Annotated in this window: 18 protein-coding genes; 10 read left to right on the plus strand and 8 right to left on the minus strand. The window is 51.1% G+C overall.

What is annotated here, in order from left to right; genetic code table 11:
• Positions 1-49 precede the first annotated feature (49 nt).
• From lplT to EDM55_RS18385, 4 genes are all read right to left on the minus strand, one after another.
• Positions 50-1,240: a lysophospholipid transporter LplT gene (gene lplT, locus EDM55_RS18370; RefSeq protein ID WP_092268462.1), complete on the minus strand. Its 1,191-nt coding sequence runs from the start codon at positions 1,238-1,240 to the stop codon at positions 50-52.
• Positions 1,237-3,351 carry an AMP-binding protein gene (locus EDM55_RS18375; RefSeq protein WP_122961007.1) on the minus strand — a complete coding sequence of 705 codons (2,115 nt, stop codon included), beginning with the start codon at positions 3,349-3,351 and terminating at the stop codon, positions 1,237-1,239. Before EDM55_RS18375 ends, lplT begins: the two co-directional genes overlap by 4 nt.
• A gap of 153 nt (positions 3,352-3,504) precedes the next feature.
• The gene (locus EDM55_RS18380; protein WP_122961008.1) at positions 3,505-4,143 is read right to left on the minus strand and encodes a response regulator; all 639 of its coding nucleotides are present in this window, start codon (positions 4,141-4,143) and stop codon (positions 3,505-3,507) included.
• Between the two features lie 3 nt (positions 4,144-4,146).
• Positions 4,147-5,523 (minus strand): sensor histidine kinase, encoded by a 1,377-nt coding sequence (locus EDM55_RS18385; protein WP_122961009.1) that lies wholly within the window; start codon positions 5,521-5,523, stop codon positions 4,147-4,149.
• 71 nt (positions 5,524-5,594) lie between these two features.
• On the opposite strand from EDM55_RS18385, the gene EDM55_RS30350 reads away from it, so the two are divergent.
• The 8 genes from EDM55_RS30350 (at position 5,595) to EDM55_RS18420 (ending at position 13,286) form a co-directional block, all read left to right on the plus strand.
• Positions 5,595-5,771, plus strand: coding sequence for a hypothetical protein (locus tag EDM55_RS30350; RefSeq protein WP_170184333.1), 177 nt, complete (start codon positions 5,595-5,597; stop codon positions 5,769-5,771).
• A 167-nt stretch (positions 5,772-5,938) separates the two neighbouring features.
• Complete coding sequence (locus tag EDM55_RS18390) at positions 5,939-8,629, plus strand: sigma-54-dependent transcriptional regulator (protein WP_122961074.1); 2,691 nt, start codon at positions 5,939-5,941, stop codon at positions 8,627-8,629.
• 204 nt (positions 8,630-8,833) lie between these two features.
• A complete protein-coding gene (locus EDM55_RS18395) occupies positions 8,834-9,136 on the plus strand; it encodes a PTS sugar transporter subunit IIB (RefSeq protein WP_092268441.1) in 303 nt (100 codons plus the stop codon).
• A gap of 13 nt (positions 9,137-9,149) precedes the next feature.
• Positions 9,150-10,493 carry a PTS cellobiose transporter subunit IIC gene (gene celB / locus EDM55_RS18400; RefSeq protein ID WP_122961010.1) on the plus strand — a complete coding sequence of 448 codons (1,344 nt, stop codon included), beginning with the start codon at positions 9,150-9,152 and terminating at the stop codon, positions 10,491-10,493.
• Between the two features lie 24 nt (positions 10,494-10,517).
• Positions 10,518-11,264: a chitin disaccharide deacetylase gene (chbG, locus tag EDM55_RS18405; RefSeq protein ID WP_122961011.1), complete on the plus strand. Its 747-nt coding sequence runs from the start codon at positions 10,518-10,520 to the stop codon at positions 11,262-11,264.
• Between the two features lie 28 nt (positions 11,265-11,292).
• Complete coding sequence (locus EDM55_RS18410) at positions 11,293-11,604, plus strand: PTS sugar transporter subunit IIA (RefSeq protein ID WP_218033687.1); 312 nt, start codon at positions 11,293-11,295, stop codon at positions 11,602-11,604.
• Positions 11,601-12,923, plus strand: coding sequence for a 6-phospho-beta-glucosidase (locus EDM55_RS18415; protein WP_122961012.1), 1,323 nt, complete (start codon positions 11,601-11,603; stop codon positions 12,921-12,923). Before EDM55_RS18410 ends, EDM55_RS18415 begins: the two co-directional genes overlap by 4 nt.
• Before the next feature lie 99 nt (positions 12,924-13,022).
• Positions 13,023-13,286, plus strand: coding sequence for an HPr family phosphocarrier protein (locus EDM55_RS18420; protein ID WP_092268436.1), 264 nt, complete (start codon positions 13,023-13,025; stop codon positions 13,284-13,286).
• A gap of 72 nt (positions 13,287-13,358) precedes the next feature.
• Here the strand turns inward: EDM55_RS18420 and EDM55_RS18425 are convergent, their stop codons facing one another.
• Positions 13,359-15,536, minus strand: a complete 2,178-nt coding sequence (locus EDM55_RS18425; protein ID WP_122961013.1) for a sensor histidine kinase — start codon at positions 15,534-15,536, stop codon at positions 13,359-13,361.
• Positions 15,514-16,206, minus strand: a complete 693-nt coding sequence (locus EDM55_RS18430) for a response regulator transcription factor (RefSeq protein ID WP_092268434.1) — start codon at positions 16,204-16,206, stop codon at positions 15,514-15,516. Before EDM55_RS18430 ends, EDM55_RS18425 begins: the two co-directional genes overlap by 23 nt.
• Before the next feature lie 230 nt (positions 16,207-16,436).
• On the opposite strand from EDM55_RS18430, the gene EDM55_RS18435 reads away from it, so the two are divergent.
• Complete coding sequence (locus EDM55_RS18435) at positions 16,437-17,009, plus strand: class I SAM-dependent methyltransferase (protein ID WP_122961075.1); 573 nt, start codon at positions 16,437-16,439, stop codon at positions 17,007-17,009.
• A gap of 25 nt (positions 17,010-17,034) precedes the next feature.
• Complete coding sequence (locus EDM55_RS18440; protein ID WP_122961014.1) at positions 17,035-18,762, plus strand: DEAD/DEAH box helicase; 1,728 nt, start codon at positions 17,035-17,037, stop codon at positions 18,760-18,762.
• Between the two features lie 136 nt (positions 18,763-18,898).
• Here the strand turns inward: EDM55_RS18440 and EDM55_RS18445 are convergent, their stop codons facing one another.
• Both EDM55_RS18445 and adh read right to left on the minus strand, forming a co-directional pair.
• Positions 18,899-19,243 carry a DUF779 domain-containing protein gene (locus tag EDM55_RS18445; protein WP_092268432.1) on the minus strand — a complete coding sequence of 115 codons (345 nt, stop codon included), beginning with the start codon at positions 19,241-19,243 and terminating at the stop codon, positions 18,899-18,901.
• Between the two features lie 3 nt (positions 19,244-19,246).
• Entirely contained in the window at positions 19,247-20,767 is a 1,521-nt protein-coding gene (adh, locus tag EDM55_RS18450) for an aldehyde dehydrogenase (RefSeq protein ID WP_122961015.1), read from the minus strand.
• Positions 20,768-20,971: the final 204 nt, after the last annotated feature.

Here is a 20,971-nt window from a genome sequence, read left to right on the forward strand (position 1 = left end):
GGGTGCAAAAGGCTTGGCGCAGCCAAGTTTTCTAAGAAAAGACCTTGGGCTAGCCAACCAATTTCTTTCGTTGACCTGTCAGGTAGATAAGAAACACCAGCAGCAGCAAGCCCTGCCCAACGATTGCACCTGAGATGGAAACACCCAGATAGACGATCAGGTAGTAAATGCCGGAGCCCACGGCCATCAGCATGTTTTCTACCAGATTTTGAATCGCGATCGTCTTGCCGGAGCCAACGAGTGTCTTTCCTTCCTCCTGCAGAATGGTATTCATAGGAATGATAAAGGCACCACCCATGAAACCGACGAGCAGCAGGAAACAGATGGCGACAGCGGTGACATGAATCCAAGGGAACAGGACGATGATCAGGAGCATCCCGAAGCCGTAGTTCAGTGATCGCGTGAATTTCTTCAACGGGATCAGCTTGGGAGCCAAAAACGCTCCGACGATAATTCCAATCGACGTGGTCGCGAGAATGAGGGATACGGAAAAGCTTTGCGGGTCGATTCCCAGTGCGACAGGAATCCAGGCAATCAGCGCGACTCGCAGGACGGCGGAGCTCATCCAGAACGAGCCGGTTCCCACTAGGGAAAACCGCGTATCAGGGCGCTTCATCAGCACAGCAAAATCTGCAAAGAAGCGTCGCGCTTCGGTACCGTAGCGAATTGATGCGTTACCCGCCATACGCGGGATAAAGAAGGTCATGGCTAGCGAAAGCAGATAGAGCAACAGGCAAATGGCCGAAGAAATGAGGGGAGCAGTCATGGAAGCGACAGCTCCGCCTCCTCCGATCCCAAGCAAAATGGCGATGATCGTGTAGCCTTCGATGCGGGCGTTGGCCCGGAACAGCTCTTGCTCGTTGCTCGTCAGCTCCGGCAAAATCCCGTATTTGGCAGGGGAGTACACGACAGCGCCGACCCCTACGGTGAAATAGCTCAGCATCAGCAGCAGAATGCTCGAGTGATCGATGACAAAGAGCAGAATGACACCGAGCGCTTTGATCAGGTTGCCGATGACGAGCACAAACGATTTGGGATGCTTGTCGGCGAAAGGACCAACGAGTGGAGCGAGAAGGATGTACGGAAGAAAAAAGGAAATGGATACGAGTGCGAGCATGGCGGGAGAAAAGCCGTTCTCCCGCAGCAGGTTGGCGATTACAAACAAAATCATGTTGTCGGCAAAGGCAGATAGGAATTGAGTAAAATACAAGGCTTGCAAAGGTTGTAATCGCAGCTTCACCATTTTTCCCTCTCGCTTTCCGCCAGCTGTTTCAGACTGACGTAATCTGTTTTTCCACTGCCCAAGAGCGGGAGTGCAGAAATCCCTTTGACGGCGCCGGGTATGAGCAGCGGCGAGTATTGCTTTTCGGTCAGATAGGTGCGCAATTGGTTTAGCTGTACTGTTTCATCCGTAGTGTACAGCAGGATACGCTCCCCTTTGCGCTGGTCATTGATCGAGATAGCGGCAAACCCGGAGTGGCCAAAGCATTCCATCGCCAGCTCTTCGACGAGATTGAGCGATACCATTTCGCCTCCGATTTTGGCAAAGCGCTTCAGGCGAGATTTGATGGTCAAAAAGCCATCCCGATCGGCTTCGACCAAATCCCCCGTTTGATACCATTCCTCTGCGGGCAGAAAGCCTTTTCCGTGAATCATGTAGCCTTTCATGACGTTCGGTCCTTTGACCAAAAGCTGTCCGCCTGCCTCAATCCCTTCGACCGGGTCCAGGCGGTACGACATTCCTGGCATCAGACGTCCTACACTTCCCGGTTTGTTTGCCAGTGGTGTGTTCAGAGACAGGATAGGAGCCGTCTCAGTCGCGCCGTAGCCTTCAAAGATGCGTACCCCGAACTTCTCCATCCATAGCTTGCGCACGTCGTCCTTCAGCTTTTCGGCGCCTGCAAATACGTAGCGCAGCGAGTAGAAGTTGTACGGGTGAGCCATCCGTCCGTAGCCAGCCATGAAGGTCGAGGTCCCAAACAGGATCGTCGCATTCTGATCGTACACCAGCTCCGAAATTGCTTTGTAATGCAGCGGGCTGGGGTACAAAAAGACCGGGATGCCTTTTACGACGGGCAAGAGCGTGCCAGCTGTCAGCCCAAAGCTGTGAAACATCGGCAGGGCATTGAAAAACTTGTCGCGTGACGTGATGTCGATGACGCTGGTTACCTGCTGGATGTTGGCGTACAGGTTGGTATGTGTCAGGACCACGCCTTTTGGCTTGCTTTCACTGCCGGAGGTAAAGAGAATCAGTTCGTTTTCGAGCGCCTGTGCTTTTTGCTTGGTCACAAAGCGGATCAGGGCAGAGACTTTGTCAAAAGCAGTAGCCGAGGCTTTCATGTCTTCCAGATACACGATGGCCATCTTTTCTTCCAGCCCGGCAATCACGTGCTCCAGCTTTCCTTTTTCGATGAAGACACGCGATGTTAGGATCGTATCGATATGCCCTGTTTCGCAGCATTCCAGCAAGGAGCGGGCACCCAGAGAAAAGTTCAGGATCGCGGGTGTTTTGCCGATGCGAAACAGCGACAGCAAAGTAATCAGATGACCAACAGAGTTCGGTAGAAATACGCCTACGACTGGTTTTCCAAATAACTGCGCCTTCAGTTTGTCACCTAGCAGATAGCTGCCGATCAAAAGTGTGCGGTAGTTGATCGCAGCTCCCAGGTCCTTGGTGATTTCCAGCTTGGAGCCATTGACGCGGGCTGCTTCCAGGACTTCATCAAACAGATTGACGTTTTGCTTCATGCGGCTTTGGAACAGCTCGTTTTGCAGGGTGCGCAAAATCAAATCGCTGGCGGATGCTTTTTGTTCACGCATAGACAGTGTTTCCTTGCGCTCGATGGTGAACGGTGTGCCGACTGCGATCGTGACATCCGGGAACCAGAGGAGGCGCAGCTTTCCTTTCAAGTACGAGAAAACCGAGCGTTCCAGGCCATTGATGGCGACAGGGTAGACGGTAGCGCCAGTCCGCAGGGCGAGATAGCCGACGCCGCTGTAAATTTTCATCAAGCCGCCCGTGGTGGTGATGCGGCCTTCCGGGAAAATGACCAGCGTTTCGCCGCTGTGAATGACGCGCAGCATGTGGCGAATCGAATACGGATTGAGCGGATCGACCGCAATGTGCTTGCGAAAGCGCAAGAAGAAGGCAAACTTTTTGGCGATATCCGTATTGACGACAAAGGTCGCTCCCTTAGGCAGACAGAACGACAGGAGCACAGCATCCATGAGAGAGACGTGATTGGGTATGATGATCGATGGCTGGGAAAGATCGATTTTGTGCATGCCCTGGACGCGAGGTCGGAACCAAAGCAGCAGAACAGCTTTCAGGAAGGCATGAATGAGAAACATGTGGACCACACCTTTACAATAAATAATTGCGTATCTGTTAGCTTTCATTGTAAAGAGCGGGGGGTGTAAAAAAAGTACCAACTTTCATTGGTACCTGGTCTTAGTGCCTCAGGGACGAGCAGCCAAAGGGAGCGGAAATCGCGCCAAAGCTTGCTAGAACAGCTTTTTCTGGTTGGCTTTGGCGGCGGCTTCCTTGCTGGTTTTCACGCCCATTTTTTTGAGGATGCGGTTGATGTGGTTCTTGATGGTGCGTTTGGTGATATGCAGCGCTTGCTCGATTTGGGTTTGGGTATGTCCCTGATGGATGAGCTGCAAAATTTCCTTTTCAGCGGGGGAGAGCAGCTTTTGGTTCTCCTCATTTTTCATCCGTAAAAATTCGTTGCGCAAAGCTGCCGCCGCCGTTGGATGAATAGCCGATTGCCGCAGATGAGCAGCGCGGATCGCGTCCGGAATTTCCTTGAAGCTGGACTTGCTGATGTAGTTGACGGCTCCTGCGGAAAAGGACTCGACGATCACATCCTCGGCGGTTAGCGAAGTCAGCATGATGATTTTACAGTCAGGTGCGAGCTGGAGCAGAGCGAGGGCCGTCTCGATGCCGTCCAGGTTGTTTTCCGTGAGATTGATATCCATCAGGACGACGTCAGTGTCCGCAGCCGAAAACTGCTGGATCGCGTCCTCTTTGGTGCCAGCTTCTCCAATGACCTGCAGCTCCTGATCCCTGTTCAAAAAGTCGACTAGTCCTTTGCGCCAGATCGGATCGTCTTCTACGAGAAATACGCGAATCGTCTCCATGAGTTACCAGTTCCCCCCTTCTACACGTTTTTTCGGAAATAAGAGAAACACCGTTGTTCCCTTCCCTAGCTCACTGGTTATTTCCAGCGTTCCTTGGTGCTTTTGCATGACGTTGTAGCAATAGGACAAGCCCAGACCAAAGTTTTGGCTGGTCTTTTTCGTAGAGAAGAAAGGATCCAGCACATGTGGCAGATTTTCTTTGGAAATGCCTGTGCCTGTATCAGTAATGGCAGCGACAAGGTGTTTTTTGGACAGGAACAGCTGCAAGTGCAAAGTGCCCCCTGATTTCATCGCCTCTAAAGCATTCATGCACAGATTGGTCAAGATTTCTCGCAGCTGCACCGGATCGCAGCTCACTCTCAGAGTCTCATCCAGCTCGGTCACGACTTCTACCTGCTGTTTGATTGCATAGGGTTCGAGTGTTTGGACCACCTGCAGGATGATTTGACTTGGCTGTACGGTCTTCTCTTGCAGGACGATGTCGGAGAGCTGGCCTTGAATGCGGTTCATCATATCCAGGATGTGCTGGGATGACTGAATCAGGACGGCCGCATCTTCCTTCAAGCCAGGCTGGTTGGTGTCATCGGCGTACGATTCGATGCGGTCTGCGTACAGCGAAATCTTGCCTACCTCATTTTTGATCGTATGGTTGATGATCTGCGCCCCGGAGGTCAGTGCTCGCAGGGTGCTGTCCAGACGTCTTTTTTCTACGCGAAGACGGACGCCGAGGAAGCCGTATTTCAAACTGATGGCAACAATCAGAACGAACTGAACGATGACCACGAGCGTGTTGTAGCGCCACGCCTCATAATTATTCTGAATCCGCATGACGTAAATGAAAAGAAAGACGAAAAAGAGCGGGATGATGATCAGAATGTTGGTGAAAAAGCTGTTTTTCTTTACCGACGGGTCTTTTTCCTGACGGTATTGCAGCACGAGCAAGATACAGGCAAGCAAATAGTACGGAATCACCCACGCCACCATGATCCAGTAGTTGAAAGTCAGCACTGGATAAATCGGTGTAATCACCAGCATGATCAGAGGCGGAATCAGAGCAGCGTATTGAAGGATTCCTTTGATTTTGACAGAGAATGCCTCAAAAGAATGGATGGCAAACAGCAAAAAAGTAAAAGGAAGTCCGGTCTGTGTGAGAAAGGAAGAGCTTCTGCTCAGCCATACCAGGGCACTCTGCCACTGGGGGTGGAGAGCGAAAACGTCTACCCAATGAGGCAGAATCATCTCATCGATGACTGCCGAGAAAAAGCCTCCTGCCCCGACAAATGCCGTAGCGCTTGCCCAGCGGATCGAAGTGCGCCTTGGGTCTGTAAACAGGACGAGAAGACCGAGAGCCCATAGGGTAAACAAGATGAAAACCATCATGGTAGGTTGTTCTCCTGTCGTTTAGATAGATCTATTATACCGTACCATTGAGGGGGAAGCCTTATCTGCATTTGTTTCCTGATAACGCTCAATCGGCAGGCTCTGAGGAAGTCGTCGCCCAATTTAGCAGTATCGCCCATATCGCGAGTGAAGTGTCCGGTCAGACGCAGCATGTGCACGAAGCTACAACGGTACTGACGGCAAATACCTTGGGAATGAGACAAGCTATTCAACAAGTAAATGTATAAGGATTCATTTCAAACCAGCTGCCTGCTTGTGAGGCTAGCTGGTTTTTTCGCTGGAATTGCCTATGCTCCATCTTCATATTGTCAGGTAAGGGAGGTTTTCTTTCTTTCATGTTGAAATGAATTCGAAACGAGGCGATCGTGCCATCTACGCAACGGCAGGTGATAGCGTGAAGCGTTTGGATTTAATTTATCAGAAATTTTTGGATTTTGGCCTGGGTAAGAAAATCAGTGCCAGTGAATTGGCTGAGATGCTCGGGCTTAGTCGTGCCAACGTGAGCAGCGATTTGAACAAGCTGTGGAAGGCAGGCAAGATCGAAAAAGCAGACGGCAGGCCTACGCTGTTTTATACCAAGCAAACCAATGAAACTTTGTACAATACAGAAACCGCGCTGGACAGGCTGGCAAAGGGAAATAAAAGCCTGCTGACGCCTATCGAGCAGGCAAAGGCAGCAGTGTTGTATCCGCCGCGAGGAATGCATTGCCTGATTCTGGGCGAGACCGGGGTCGGCAAGTCCGGATTTGCCGGTCTGATCCATGAGTTTTCCATCGATATTGGACGATTGGACAAAGACGCGCCATTCGTTGTTTTCAACTGTGCTGATTACGCAAACAACCCGCAGCTCTTGTACAGCCAGCTGTTTGGAGTGAAAAAGGGAGCGTATACCGGCGCGGAAAACGACCGGAGAGGACTGGTGGAGAAAGCCGATGGCGGCATTCTGTTTCTCGATGAGGTTCATCGGCTGCCCGCAGAAGGACAAGAGATCTTTTTCACCTTTATGGACAAAGGAACCTTTCGCCGGGTAGGAGAGACGGAGGTCGAGCGAACCGCACAGGTGCAGATCATTTCGGCAACGACGGAAAATCCAGAGTCGAGCCTGCTCAAAACGTTTATTCGACGCATCCCCATGGTAATCAAGCTGCCTTCCCTCGTCGAGCGGGGTATGGAGGAGCGGTTTGGTATTTTGATCAATATTTTTCGAGAGGAGGCCTTTCGCTTAGGGCGCGAGATTCAAATATCAGCGAGTGCCATCCACGCCTTTTTGTCTTATCACTGCCCGAACAACATCGGCCAGCTGAAAACAGATATTCAGCTTACGTGCGCCAGCGCTTACGCCGATTTTATTTCGTTGAAGAAAAAGCAGCTGCAGGTGTCGGTCCAGGATTTGCCGCACCACGTAAAGCAAGGGTTGCTGCTCGCAAAAGAGCGTAAAGCGGCGCTGGAGGAGCTGGTGGGGAAGGAACACAAGAGCTTCGTTGTACAGCCAACACAGGACAGCATTTCGATCGAGCGGGAGACGGAGGATACAGCGAATAGCGTCTATGAAAAGATCGAGCAAAAAATTCAGGAGCTGCGCAATCAGGGAGTCAGTGAGGAAGAACTGGAATTTGACATCGAGAACTACTTCACCCGGTTCATCAAAGGGGTCAACAAGCGCATCAATAAAGAGGACATGTCGCGCATTATTGATCCGATCATCGTCAATCTCGTGGAGGAGATCGTCCGCTATGCTGAAGCCAGACTTGGCAAGATTTTGAGCCAAAAAGTGATTTTCGGTCTGGCGCTCCATATTCAGACCTCCAAGGAACGTCTCGCTCACGGCAAGCAAATCATCAATCCACATATCAACAGCGTCCGTATCAAATACAAAAAGGAGTTTGCAGTGGCGCTGGAATGTGTACGCATGATTGAGGAAGCGATCCTGATGGACCTGCCTATTGACGAGGCGGGCTACCTCACGATGTTCTTTGTGCTGGATGACGAGAGTCTGCAGCAGGAGCGGGAAACGGTCGGTGTGCTGGTTATCACTCATGGCAGCGGTGGTGCGACCGCGATGGTCGATGTGACAAATCGACTGCTGGTCACCGATTACGCCAAGGCGATTGACCTGCCGCTAGAAGAAGAGTACATGAAAGTGCTGGAGCAAGCGATCAAGCTCGCCAGGGAGGTCGGGAGTGCGGCTGGCCTTTTGCTGCTGGTGGATATGGGCTCACTGCTCGGCTTTGGGGAAATCATTGAAAAGGAAGTCGGCATCCCGGTAATGGTCATTCCCATGGTCAGCACACCCCACGTGATCGAAGCCACACGTAAAGCGATGCTGGGGCACACGCTGGAGGACGTTTATCGCGATGTCAGCAGTTTGAGCAGCCTCACGGTATTACAGAACGAGGAGCAGCCCAAACAGGAGCCTGCCCAAGAGCTTGCTCCGGCTCTAGCGATTGTAGCGGCATGCCTGTCTGGTGAAGGAAGTGCGTTGTTTCTGAAAAGGATGCTGGAGAACCGTTTGCGTTACGACAACCAGCTAGTGGAAATCATTCCACTTCAGCTGATCGACAAAGCGCAGGCACGCAACCAGCTAAAGCAGATCAAGAATGAGCGAAAGGTACTCTGCATCGTGAGTAACTACATGTTGGACAAAGACCTGCGCTGCTACGGGATGGACGATGTGCTGAACGGGGAGGCATTGCAGGATATCCAGCAGATGATCGACCTCGAGGAAGCGTTTATGAAAATGGTGGAGACACTTGGCGAGCATTTAACCATGGTAGACAGTCGGCGTGTACTTGGAGATGTGAGGGCATGTATGGGGCGAATGGAGGAGCGCTTGCACAACGTACTCGTATTTGATACCCGGATTGGTGCCTATTTGCATGTCTGCTGCTTGATCGATCGACTGAAGGCAGGGCTTCCTACTGTGGACTACGCTGAAAAAGAGAGCTTTCTCGCAGAAAACAGGAGATTGTACAGCATTGTTCGTCACGAGCTGCAACTGATAGAGGATCAATATGAGATCAGCATTCGTGAAGACGACGTGTGTTTTATCATGAATTTCTTTTTACACAATAAAACACTAGTGTGATTAGTGTTTTATTTTTTGTTTGTAACGCAGCAAAAATCGAAACACAAAGGTGTTTTCACGAAAACACTTTTTGCAGCGATCCAGTAGCCCGGCGTAAGATTCAGCTAACGACAAGGCTTGAAATGAAAGCGCATACAATATTGGGTGTTTTGGCACGATGCTTGCTTTTATATAGGGGCATCAAGGCGAAGGGAGGAATGGGATTTGAATATTTTGCTGTGTTGCAACGCAGGGATGTCTACCAGTTTGTTGGTGAAGAAGATGGAGCAGGCAGCCAATGACAAAGGGCTCGAAGCCAAAATCTGGGCGGTATCTGCAGACGAAGTCAGTAGACATATTGATCAGGCCGACGTACTCCTTTTGGGACCTCAGGTTCGCTACAAGCTTACGGAAATGAAAAAAGAGGGAGAGGCTAGAGGGATTCCTGTGGATGTCATCAGCACGGTTGACTATGGCACGTTGAATGGGAATAATGTGCTGGAGTTTGCGCTTCGTCTTAAAAAATAGAGGAGGGGTGCGTATGGCGGGATTTATTTCTTTTTTGGAGAACCGCGTCATGCCGATAGCTGGTCGGATTGCGGAACAAAAGCATTTGCAGGCGATTCGTGACGGCATCATTTTAACTATGCCTTTGCTCATTATCGGGTCTCTTTTCCTCATCATCGGCTTCATTCCGATCCCAGGCTACGGCGATTTTATGGCAGGTATTTTCGGTGACAAATGGCTGACCAAGCTGCTGTACCCCGTGAACGCTACCTTTGACATCATGGCGTTGATTGTCGGCTTTGGCGTCGCCTACCGGCTGGCTGAAAAGTATAAGGTCGACCCATTGTCAGCAGGAGCAATCTCAGTGGCGGCTTTCTTGCTTGCCACACCGTACAACACGATGTTTACCCCAGAAGGAGCGAGTACCGCAGTAGAAGTAGGCGGTGTCATTCCTGTGGCACTGATGGGTAGTAAAGGCTTGTTCGTCGCCATGATTCTCGCTCTGTTGTCCACTGAAATTTACCGCAAGATCATCCAAAAGAAAATCGTCATCACGATGCCGGACGGTGTACCGCCAGCAGTAGCCCGCTCGTTCGTCGCGCTGATTCCCGCCTCTATCGTCATTCTGGTCGTATGGCTGCTGCGCATCCTCATTGAAAATACATCGTTCCAAAGCATCCACAACATCGTTTCGGATCTTTTGGTCGGTCCGTTGAACGCACTGGGAAGCAGCATGTTCGGTGCAATCATTGCCGTATTGCTGGTGCAGGTGCTGTGGTCGCTGGGCTTGCACGGAGCGGCTATCGTCGGTGGTGTCATGGATCCGATCTGGCTCTCGCTGATGGACCAAAATCGCGCTGTGTTCCAGGCAGACCCGACTGGCGAATTGCCAAACGTCATCACGAAGCAATTTTTTGATCTCTGGATTTACGCAGGAGGCTCAGGCGCGACCCTCGCGTTGGTAGTTCTCATGATCCTTCGAGCTCGAAGCGAGCAGATGAAGAACATCGGCAGACTGTCCATCGGTCCGGGACTTTTCAACATTAACGAGCCTGTGACCTTCGGGATGCCGATCGTCATGAACCCGCTGCTGATTATCCCGTTTATTTTGGCACCGATTGCTCTGGTCATCGTCACTTATTTAGCGATGGAGCTTGGATGGGTGGCCAGGCCGAGTGGAGTCGCTGTTCCGTGGACAACACCGCCGATCATCAGTGGCTACTTGGCGACGGGCGGAAAAATATCCGGCGCAGTACTACAGCTGGTTAACTTCGTCGTATCTTTATTAATCTACTATCCGTTCTTCAGGCTGTGGGATAAACAAAAGCTGGCAGAAGAGCAAGCGTCGCAATCCGAAAATAAAACAGTTGCTCTGTAATTTTGCAAGGGGAAAGGATCTGCTATGAAGCTGATTGTGAATGCAGACGATTTCGGGTATTCAAAAGGCGTCAACCTAGGCATTGTAGAGGCACATGTCGAAGGAATCGTTACTTCTGCCACGACGATGATGAACATGCCTGGTGTAGAGCATGCTTTTCGACTGGCAGCAGAAAATCCGAAGCTTGGCATGGGTATTCACCTGGTTCTCACGTGCGGGGCGCCTCTGGAGTCCGATGTACCGACACTTACGGATAGCAGCGGCAAGTTCCGCAGGGGCCAGGCTCATTTGGAAGATGTGTCGCCCGAAGAGGTAGAGCGAGAGTTTACGGCGCAGCTGGAGCGGTTTTTGCGCATGGGACGAAGACCTACTCACATCGACAGTCATCACCATGTTCATGCTCACGAAGCTATTTTGCCAATCGTTCTGCGTCTGGCTGAGCGCCACAGCCTTCCCGTACGTTACCCGTGGGCTTTTGAGACAGAGAGAGGAGAGCACACTCCAAAGGTACACACAACAGAAAGCTTCTCGGCGCGTTTTTACGGAGATGATGTGAGCGTCGAGTCGTTGATTGGCATTATAGATGGTTTATCAGGCAGCTCGAGTGCAGAAATCATGAGTCACCCCGCCTATGTGGATGAGGAGCTGCTTACGGGCAGCTCCTACGCAAGGCAGCGCACTCGGGAACTGCAGATCCTGACCGCGCCAGAGGTAAAGGAATACATCAAGCAAAAGAGGGTACAGCTCGTGACCTTTAACGAAATCGGATAGGTGGAGATGGACTGTGGATCATACAGAAATGATTTTCCAATTGATTTTGCACGGTGGCAACGCGAGGAGTCTCGCCATGGAAGCAATCGCGCTTGCAAAGAACAAGGATATGGCTGGGGCAAAAAATGCCCTGGCCGAGGCAGGAGAGGAGCTCAGCAAAGCCCATCAAAACCAAACCGCCTTTATCCAGAAAGAGGTCTCGGGTGAAAAGACAGAGCTTAGCATGCTGTTGATTCACGCGCAGGACCACGTGATGAATGCCATGACGATCAAGGATCTGGCCAGTGAATTTGTAGAGATGTACGGCCATATTCACGAGAGCAAGGGGGCGGGAGTGTGAGTGGAATCAAGATCGTAACCATCGGCGGGGGATCGAGCTATACCCCGGAGCTGGTGGAGGGCTTTATTAAACGGTACGATGAGCTGCCTGTGAGGGAATTGTGGCTGGTAGACGTTCCAGCTGGGGAAAAGAAGCTGCAAATCGTGGGTGCTTTGGCGAAGCGCATGGTGGAAAAGGCAGGCGTGCCGATCCAGATCAATCTGACATTGGATCGGAGAAAAGCCTTGGAGGGCGCTGATTTCGTCACCACGCAGATTCGCGTCGGTTTACTGGATGCACGGGTAAAGGACGAAAAAATTCCGCTGAAATACGGTGTTATCGGACAAGAAACCAATGGTCCGGGCGGATTGTTCAAAGGTCTGCGCACGATTCCCGTCATCATGGACATTTGTCGGGATATGGATGAGCTGTGCCCCGATGCCTGGCTGATCAACTTTACCAATCCGGCGGGCATGGTGACCGAAGCGGTGCTGCGCTATACCAATCGAAAAAAGGTCATCGGACTGTGCAATGTTCCTATTGGAATGAAAATGGACGTGGCTTCTGTCCTGGGCGTCGATCAGTCACGCGTGCACATTGATTTTGCGGGGCTCAATCACATGGTTTTTGGTCTGGGTGTGTTCCTGGACGGAGAAAATGTGACGGCAAAGCTCATCGAAAAGCTTTCCGGTGATCAGTCGGGCATCACGATGAAAAATATACTGGATCTGGGCTGGGACAAAGATTTTATCAAGGCCCTTGGGATCTTGCCTTGCCCATACCATCGCTATTACTACCAGACCCGCACGATGCTCGAGCATGAGCTGGAGGAGTCGCAAAAGTCAGGAACGCGAGCGGAAGTCGTGAAAAAGGTAGAGGAAGAGCTGTTTGAGCTGTACAAAGACCCGGACTTGTCCATCAAGCCGCCACAGCTGGAAAAGCGGGGAGGAGCCTATTACAGCGAGGCCGCATGCAATCTGATTCACTCGATTTACAATGACAAGCGAGATATTCAGCCAGTCAATGTGCGAAACAACGGTGCCATCGCAAGTATTCCGGACGATTCTGCGGTGGAAGTCAACTGCGTGATCACAAAAGAAGGACCGATTCCACTGGCAGTTGGGGATTTGCCTGTGCCTGTACGCGGTTTGGTGCAGCAAATCAAATCGTTCGAAAGAGTCGCGGCTGAAGCGGCCGTAACAGGAGACTACCACCAGGCTCTGCTCGCGATGACCATCAACCCGTTGGTACCTTCTGATGCAATCGCCAAGCAGATTTTAGATGAAATGCTGGAGGCACACAAGGATTACCTGCCTCAGTTTTTCAAGCCAGTGTCATAAAGCAGTGGCATGAGGTTAAGCTGCTAGGAAACGATGAGGATGGAGTCGTGTGCGTCGTTCGTAAATGTTTTGAGGTCGACAGGCGAAGGGAGGGAGCCAATGATTCGGATCACCGTTGAAGTAACCGTGAGTGGGGGGCTCCATGCACGCCCAGCATCCGTTCTGGTCCATCTGCTCAATCAGCATCAATCGACGGTCAAAATCCTGTATAACGGAAAAGAGGCAAACGGTAAGAGCATCCTCAGTGTCATGGCACTTGCTGTGAAGACGGGAGATGAGATTACGTTTGAAGTGGACGGTACAGACGAACAGGATGTTGCCGCGAAAATTCAGCAGTTGTTTGAAAGAGATTTTGCTGGGTAGCTTTCAAGCTGGGAAACGTAAAAAAGGCCAATCACTGAGGATAGGTGATTGGCCTTTTTGTAGTTTGAACATTTAGCGACGGAAGAGAACGATCACTTTGAAATAATCGCCGTCAATATCAATGGCGAGCTTGCCGCCCTGCAGTTCGACGATGCTTTTGGCGATTGCAAGACCGAGGCCAGAGCCTTCCGTATTGCGTGATTGGTCTGCCCGTTTGAAGCGTTCGAACAATTCATCAGCCGCAAAATCAATTTCGTAGGCGGAGACGTTTTTGATCGTCAGAACGACTTCATTCTGTGTCTCCGTCAAGTGGACATGCACACGTGTATTTGGCATGGAGTATTTCAGGGCATTTCCGATCAGGTTCTCAAAGACCCGCCAAGTCTTTTTGCCGTCGAGGGGTGCCATGATTTTGGGCTGCTCGATATTGACCCGGAAAGTCAGTGTAGACTCGTCGATCTTGTCGCTGAATTCGGCGATGGCTTGATTGAGCAGAGCGGAGACATTGACTTGCTCGATGTTCAGCTCCACAGAACCACTCGCTGTTTTTGCTGCCTCGAACAGGTCATCGATCAGCACCTTCAAGCGGTTGGTTTTGCGCTCGAGGACATCCACATAGCTTTTGATGTCATCCTGGGTCAGGTTATCCCGTTTGAGCAAATCGACATAGTTGATGATCGACGTGAGCGGTGTTTTCAAATCATGAGAAACGTTGGTGATCAGCTCTGATTTGAGTCTTTCGCTTTTCATCTGGCTTTCTACCGAGTGCTGTAGACCCTGTCTGATGTTGTTAAGGGAATGTGCCAGGTCTGCCAGCTTTCCACGCGGCTTTTCTACGATCGTTGCCTTCAAATCACCGGAAGCCATTTGTGAAGCGCCGAGCAGGAGTCTGTTCATAAGCCCGATGCGGCGGAAAATGTAGGGCAGGACGCAAAGTACATAGAACATGCCGTACAAGAATACGAGAATCAGCAGCTCTTCCACTCGGTCGGCGATGGCGAACAAGCCTAGAGCTATGCTCATTCCCAGACCGACAGTCAGCGTGAAGATCAAAGCTACCTTGAAGAAAACACTGCGGTTCGAGTAGCTTTCTTTCAGCAGGGAGCGCTGGCGGGAAAGCAAGCTTCTGCTCCATTGCTGACGCAATTGCTCGCCGTCATTGTACATGATCCAGGCCTCTACGATATACAGCAGGAAGATGGCTGTGAGAGGCAGCATGACGGTCAGGGTAAAGAATTGTTCGAAGCCGATCGGAAACGAAAAGAAAGTCGAACCAAATGCTACAGCCATGTAAATCAGGATGATTGGAAACAACAGGACGATTCGGATGTCCAGTGGGATCCGGCGCATGAAAGCCAAGCTCTTCTGGATAACCGGCAGCTGCGCGGCTTTTCGGGTGTAGGTGTACCAGAGCAATACTCCGCTGATCAAGAGAGTAGCCGTCAGAAGGGCGTATTCGAGCATGAGACGTTCTCGAACTGAATTGTAATAGGTAGCATCTGCGTGAATTTGGCTGTAACCTTCAGGCGATTTGGGAACGTAGATGACGCCTTTCCACTGATTCAACTGAAAGGAGCGATTGAGATCAGCGAACATGTTTGTTCTCGAGTGCGAGTTTTTCGGGAACTGGAAGGAGTAGAGAGCGTCTCTCTGCAGGGCAGCATCGGAAGGCTCGTATCCTAGATTGGTGTAGACCTTGTTTCTTTTTCCATCCACTACATAATATTTAAAAGAGCTGTCGCGAAAGGCGAGGCTGTTTTTGCGCTCTTCGTATTCTTGATCCTTGTCTTTCACGAACTGGCTGATTCTTTTATCCCATTCGCTCTGAATCTCTCTGTATTTTTCAGAGATTTTACTGTCTCTTTCAGTCGTGAGCTTGGCGACATCCTCTGTTTTGCCTGCTTGCTGCGCCTCCTGAATTAAGGCATTGTAGTGATCAACAATGGATTGTTTGTCATCTTTTAAGGACTGGTCGCGCTCATGAGTGATTCGCTCTAGTGTATCCACGTCGATTTTCTCAAGCGGCTTTTTCTGCTCGTAACCGGCAAACTCGACATGAACGCTCCGAATCAGATCCACTTCGGTATTCAGCTGATCGAAGAAGTTGTAGCTGTCAAAATAGTAATCCTCTTGCAGGTACTCGCGTTTGTCATAGAGATCGGCGACCGTCAGAAAAGACAGCGTCGTTGTCACCAACAAGGCGAGAGTGGCCAGCAGCGAATAACTCTTATTTTTCAATTTTGTATCCAATTCCCCATACCACCTTTAAATATTTCGGTTCCTTCGGGTTGATTTCGATTTTCTCCCGAATACGTCGGACGTGGACGGCTACCGTGTTTTCAGCGTTTAGATAAGGTTCCCTCCAGACGCGCTCGTAGATCTCCTCGATGGAGAAAACCCGTCCTTTGTTTTCCATCAGCAGCTCAAGAATTTTGTACTCCGTTGCGGTCAGCCGAACGTCATTGTCGTCTACCGTGACGGTTTTCGTGGTTTTGTTCAGGGTCAGCCCCCGCACTTGAATCTCGTCTTCTGCCGATTTGTAGTTGCCCAGATTGGTGTAGCGACGAAGCTGCGATTTCACACGCGCCACCAGCTCAAGAGGATGAAACGGTTTCGTTACGTAATCATCCGCTCCGACGTTCAATCCCAGTATTTTGTCGGTATCCTCTGATTTAGCGGAAAGCATGATGATGGGAATGTTTTTCTCTTGTCGGATTTTAAAGGTGGCGGTAATGCCGTCCATTCTGGGCATCATGATGTCCAGAATGATGAGGTGAATATCCTGTTCTGTCAGGACATCCAAAGCTTCCAAACCGTCCCCAGCCTTGTAGACCGTGATGGATTCGTTCTGGAGGTAAATCTCGATCGCGTCCCTGATTTCTCTTTCGTCATCAACGACAAGGACATTGTAATTCGTCATGATAAGTCCCACCTCGTATCTCTTTCTAGTTCTATCTTACCGGGCAGTTCGAACAAAACAGCATAGAAAACTCTTACATTTTTCTTAACATGTAGGAAATGGCTTTTCGGGGTGTATTTTCACGTAAGTTTCCTCTCTCTCTTGAAATAAGGTAAGATGGGAGGAAGAATACCAGGAAAACGGTGATCGCTTTGCTAGAATGGACAGGGGAGCGCATCATCCCCAAATTGATGAAGCCTACGAACGGTATGCTGCTGGAGCACATTGCCCGTTACTACTTTGCCACGCCTTATATCAAAGGTCGAGTGCTGGATATCGCGTGCGGCACAGGGTATGGAGCGCATATGGTCGCCAAGGACAGGAAACGCGAGCTGGTGGAGCTGGTCGCGGTAGATAACGATGAAGAGACGCTTCTCTACGCCAATCGCGAGTACAACCACCAAAAGATCACGTACCAGAAGGGCGATGCCCTAGATCCTAGCCTACCTGCGCAATTGGGACAATTTGATACGATACTCAGCTTTGAAACGATCGAGCATGTCGCGGACGACCTGTTGTTTATGGACAATTTGTATCGCATGCTCAAGCCTGGCGGAATCCTGGTGCTGTCCAGTCCTTTTGGCAGGGGAAGAGGCAAACAGACGAGCGAGCCGTTTCACGTTCATCAGCTGACGCCCGAGGAGTTTGAAGCGCTGTTTGTCCGTTTTTCCCACGTCGAGATTTACTACCAGCGAGGCGTGACGTTTGAGAAGCCTCGAGAAGGTGTTCGTTATTTTATCGGAATGGCTGTGTGCACGAAATAAGGCAGACAGTCGATCGGAATCAAGAATGGAGATGGCTACACTGGCTGACTTTACGGCATTAGGAATACGCAAGGAACTCCTTGAGGCATTAAAAGAAAATGGCATTACCGAACCGACCCCGATACAGGAAAAAACCATTCCTGTCGCCCTAACTGGCAGAGATGTGATCTCGCAGGCACAGACTGGGACTGGGAAAACGCTGGCATTTGTACTGCCTATACTGGAGCAGGCTGATCCGGAGGCAACGCACGTGCAGGCGTTGATCCTCACGCCTACGCGGGAGCTGGCTCTACAGATTACAGCAGAAGTGCAGAAGCTGACGGCAAAGCTTGATGAAATCTATGTCCTAGCTGTTTACGGAGGACAGGACGTCGAACGACAGATGAGAAAGCTCGCAGGTAAAAAGCAGATCGTCATAGCGACACCTGGGCGTCTGTTGGATCATATGCGCAGAGGAACGATTGATTTATCGACGGTGTCGACACTCGTCCTCGATGAAGCTGATCAGATGCTGCACATGGGCTTTTTGCCGGAAGTAGAAGAGATCATTGGAAAGACACCATGGGATCGTCAAACCATGCTGTTTTCTGCTACGATGCCTGACCAAGTGCGCTCACTGGCCAACCGTTTTATGCGTCAGCCAGAGGATATTCGCGTACAAGGAAAACGTATCACGCTGGATGATATCAAGCAAATCGTAGTGGAAACGACAGATCGTGCAAAGCAATCCACGCTGCGCAGCTTGATCGATGAACACCGGCCATTTCTCGCCGTGATCTTCTGTCGGACAAAGCGTCGAGCCAGCACGTTGAATGCGGCCTTGCAAGGCTTTGACTACATGTCAGACGAATTGCATGGAGATTTGTCACAAGCGAAGCGGGAAGCGGTCATGAAGCGGTTTCGTGAGTCTCGTATACAGTTTCTCGTTGCGACAGATGTGGCTGCCCGCGGTCTGGACGTGGAAGGTGTCACCCATGTATTTAACTACGATATCCCGGAAGACGTGGACAGCTATATCCATCGGATTGGCCGTACGGGTCGAGCGGGGGAACGGGGAATTGCCTTTACTTTGGTGACACCGAAGGATCGACCGTATTTGGAGATGATTGAAAAAGGGATTGGCTTGAAGCTGGAGAGGCAAGGCCGAGAAACCCCAGGGGCTATCGAACAGCGTAGTGAAGGACAAAAGCGCGGGTCCAGACAAGAGCATGCACGCGGACAGGGTTCTGCCAGTCAGAAAAGCTCATCTGGTCGAGCGACACGGGACAGCGGACGCGAACGAAACCAGGAAAGCTTTGAGCGCAAGCCAAAGAATGGGGAACGGAAACGAGGAAGCTTCGATCACAAGCCGAAAAGCGGTGAACGCAGGCAGGGTAGTTTCGATCAGAAACAGCAGCGCAACGAGCGCAACGAGCGCCAGGATGACCGCTTCGATAGAAAGCCAAAGAGCAGTGAGAGAGTGGAGCGAACTGGGGCTGGCGGCAAACCGGGTCGTTCAGGGGCTCGCCAAGACCACAAAAGTCCTGGCGTTCGCCAAGACCACAAAAGTCCTGGCGTTCGCCAAGACCACAGAAGTCCTGGCGTTCGCCAAGACCACAAAAGTCCTGGCACTCGCCAAGACCGCTCGCATTCGAAAAACAGCTCTAGCCAAGCAGGACGCCGCCCTGACAGCAAGCGAGCAAAACCACCTACAGGTCCCAAACCAATGGGGCGCAAGCCGGCAGGAGCCAAAAAACCTACACGACAGCGGTAACAGAAAAAGACCGTGCCAGCCTTCATTCAGGCGGGTACGGTCTTGTTTTTTATACAGTAAGAATTTATAAGATTCTTAGCCAGTATAAGTGCAACTAAGGCTCCACCGCAAAGCTTGGCGGAGCCAAGTTTTCTAATTATTCCGAGTCGGGAAATACGCGAGAACGTGTCAAGAATCGCACACCCTCCGGTCCTTCGAGGGAGAACATGCCGCCGCGTCCGCTCACCACATCGATGATGAGCTGCGTATGCTTCCAATACTCGTACTGAGCTTTTCCCATATAGAACGGGCAGCCGCCGATCTCACCCAGCAGCACATCCTGCTCACCGATGAGGAACTCGCCCAGTGGGTAGCACATGGGTGAGCTGCCATCGCAGCAGCCCCCTGACTGGTGAAACATCAGATCGCCGTGTTTGGCGCGAAGCCGTTCGATTAGCTCTAGGGCTGCGTCGGTAGCGAGTACTTTCTCCGCTTGGCTCATGGATCAAAAGAAGCCCAGAGCCTGATCGCTGTAGCTGACGAGCAGGTTTTTGGTTTGTTGGTAATGGCCGAGCATCATTTTGTGAGTCTCGCGGCCGATGCCGGACATTTTGTAGCCGCCAAATGCAGCGTGAGCCGGATAGGCGTGGTAGCAGTTGGTCCATACACGGCCTGCCTGAATTTCACGACCCATGCGGTACGCCGTGTTTACATCGCGGGTCCAAACGCCAGAGCCCAAGCCGTACAGGGTGTCGTTGGCAATCGCGAGCGCTTCTTCGGTATCTTTGAAGGTCGTCACGGAAACGACTGGACCAAAGATCTCTTCCTGGAAGATGCGCATTTTGTTGTGTCCTTTAAAGACAGTCGGCTGAATGTAATAGCCGTCTGCCAGGTCGCCTTCCAGCTGAGCGCGGCTGCCGCCAATGAGGCAATCTGCGCCTTCCTGTTTACCGATGTCCAGATAGGAGAGGATCTTCTCTACCTGCTCCAGAGAAGCCTGGGCACCGATCATGGTATCGGTATCGAGTGGGTTGCCTTGCTTGATGCTCGCTACGCGCTGCAAGGCACGCTCCATAAACGGCTCGTAAATGCTCTCGTGAATCAAAGCGCGAGATGGGCATGTGCACACTTCGCCTTGGTTGAGCGCAAACATCACAAAGCCTTCGATCGCTTTGTTAAAGAACGCATCGTCTTTCGCAAATACATCCGGGAAGAAGATGTTTGGCGATTTTCCGCCCAGCTCAAGTGTAACCGGAATAATATTTTGAGAAGCGTATTGCATGATCAAACGACCTGTAGTCGTTTCACCTGTAAACGCGATTTTCGCAATGCGGTTGCTGGAAGCCAATGGTTTACCGGCTTCGAGACCAAAGCCGTTCACGACGTTGACCACGCCAGGAGGCAGCAGGTCTCCGATCAGCTCCATCAGTACCATGATCGATGCAGGTGTTTGTTCAGCTGGCTTCAACACGACGCAGTTTCCTGCTGCCAGAGCTGGAGCGAGCTTCCAAGTAGCCATCAGCAGCGGGAAGTTCCACGGAATGATCTGTCCGACGACGCCAAGTGGCTCATGGAAATGATAAGCGACTGTATCGTTGTCGATTTCGCCGAGGGTGCTTTCCTGAGCGCGAATAGCGCCGGCAAAGTAGCGAAAGTGGTCGATTGCAAGTGGGATGTCGGCAGCGAGTGTTTCACGCACAGGCTTTCCGTTTTCCCATGTCTCGGCTGTCGCCAAAAGCTCCAGGTTTGCTTCCATCCGATCCGCGATCTTCAACAGAATGTTCGAGCGTTGTGCAACAGAAGTGCGTCCCCATGCAGCTTTCGCCTCATGTGCGGCATCCAGTGCCAGTTCGATATCTTCAGCCGTGGAACGAGCTACCTCGCAAAACGCTTTGCCAGTGACCGGCGTTACGTTTTCAAAGTACTCCCCTTTCACTGGCGGTACCCACTTGCCTCCAATGTAGTTCTCGTAGCGTTTTTTGAACGTCACCTTTGAACCGGCTTGGCCGGGCTGAGCATAGATCATGCGAACGCCTCCTCATATCTCTTGTAAGGTATTTACACGCTTTCTTAATAGCAATACCCGTACCAACTGCTTAGGCCTTGATTTGACAGCGTTTTCAGTGTTTTTTCGAGCAGCAAGTGGACCGGATTGGAACAGGGAGTGTTCCATAACGGAACAGCTAACAGATTGCCAAGTCATGGTATAATGAGGGGGAATGATTTTGAG

The sequence above is a fragment of the Brevibacillus centrosporus genome (assembly GCF_003710815.1).
GTDB lineage: Bacteria > Bacillota > Bacilli > Brevibacillales > Brevibacillaceae > Brevibacillus > Brevibacillus centrosporus.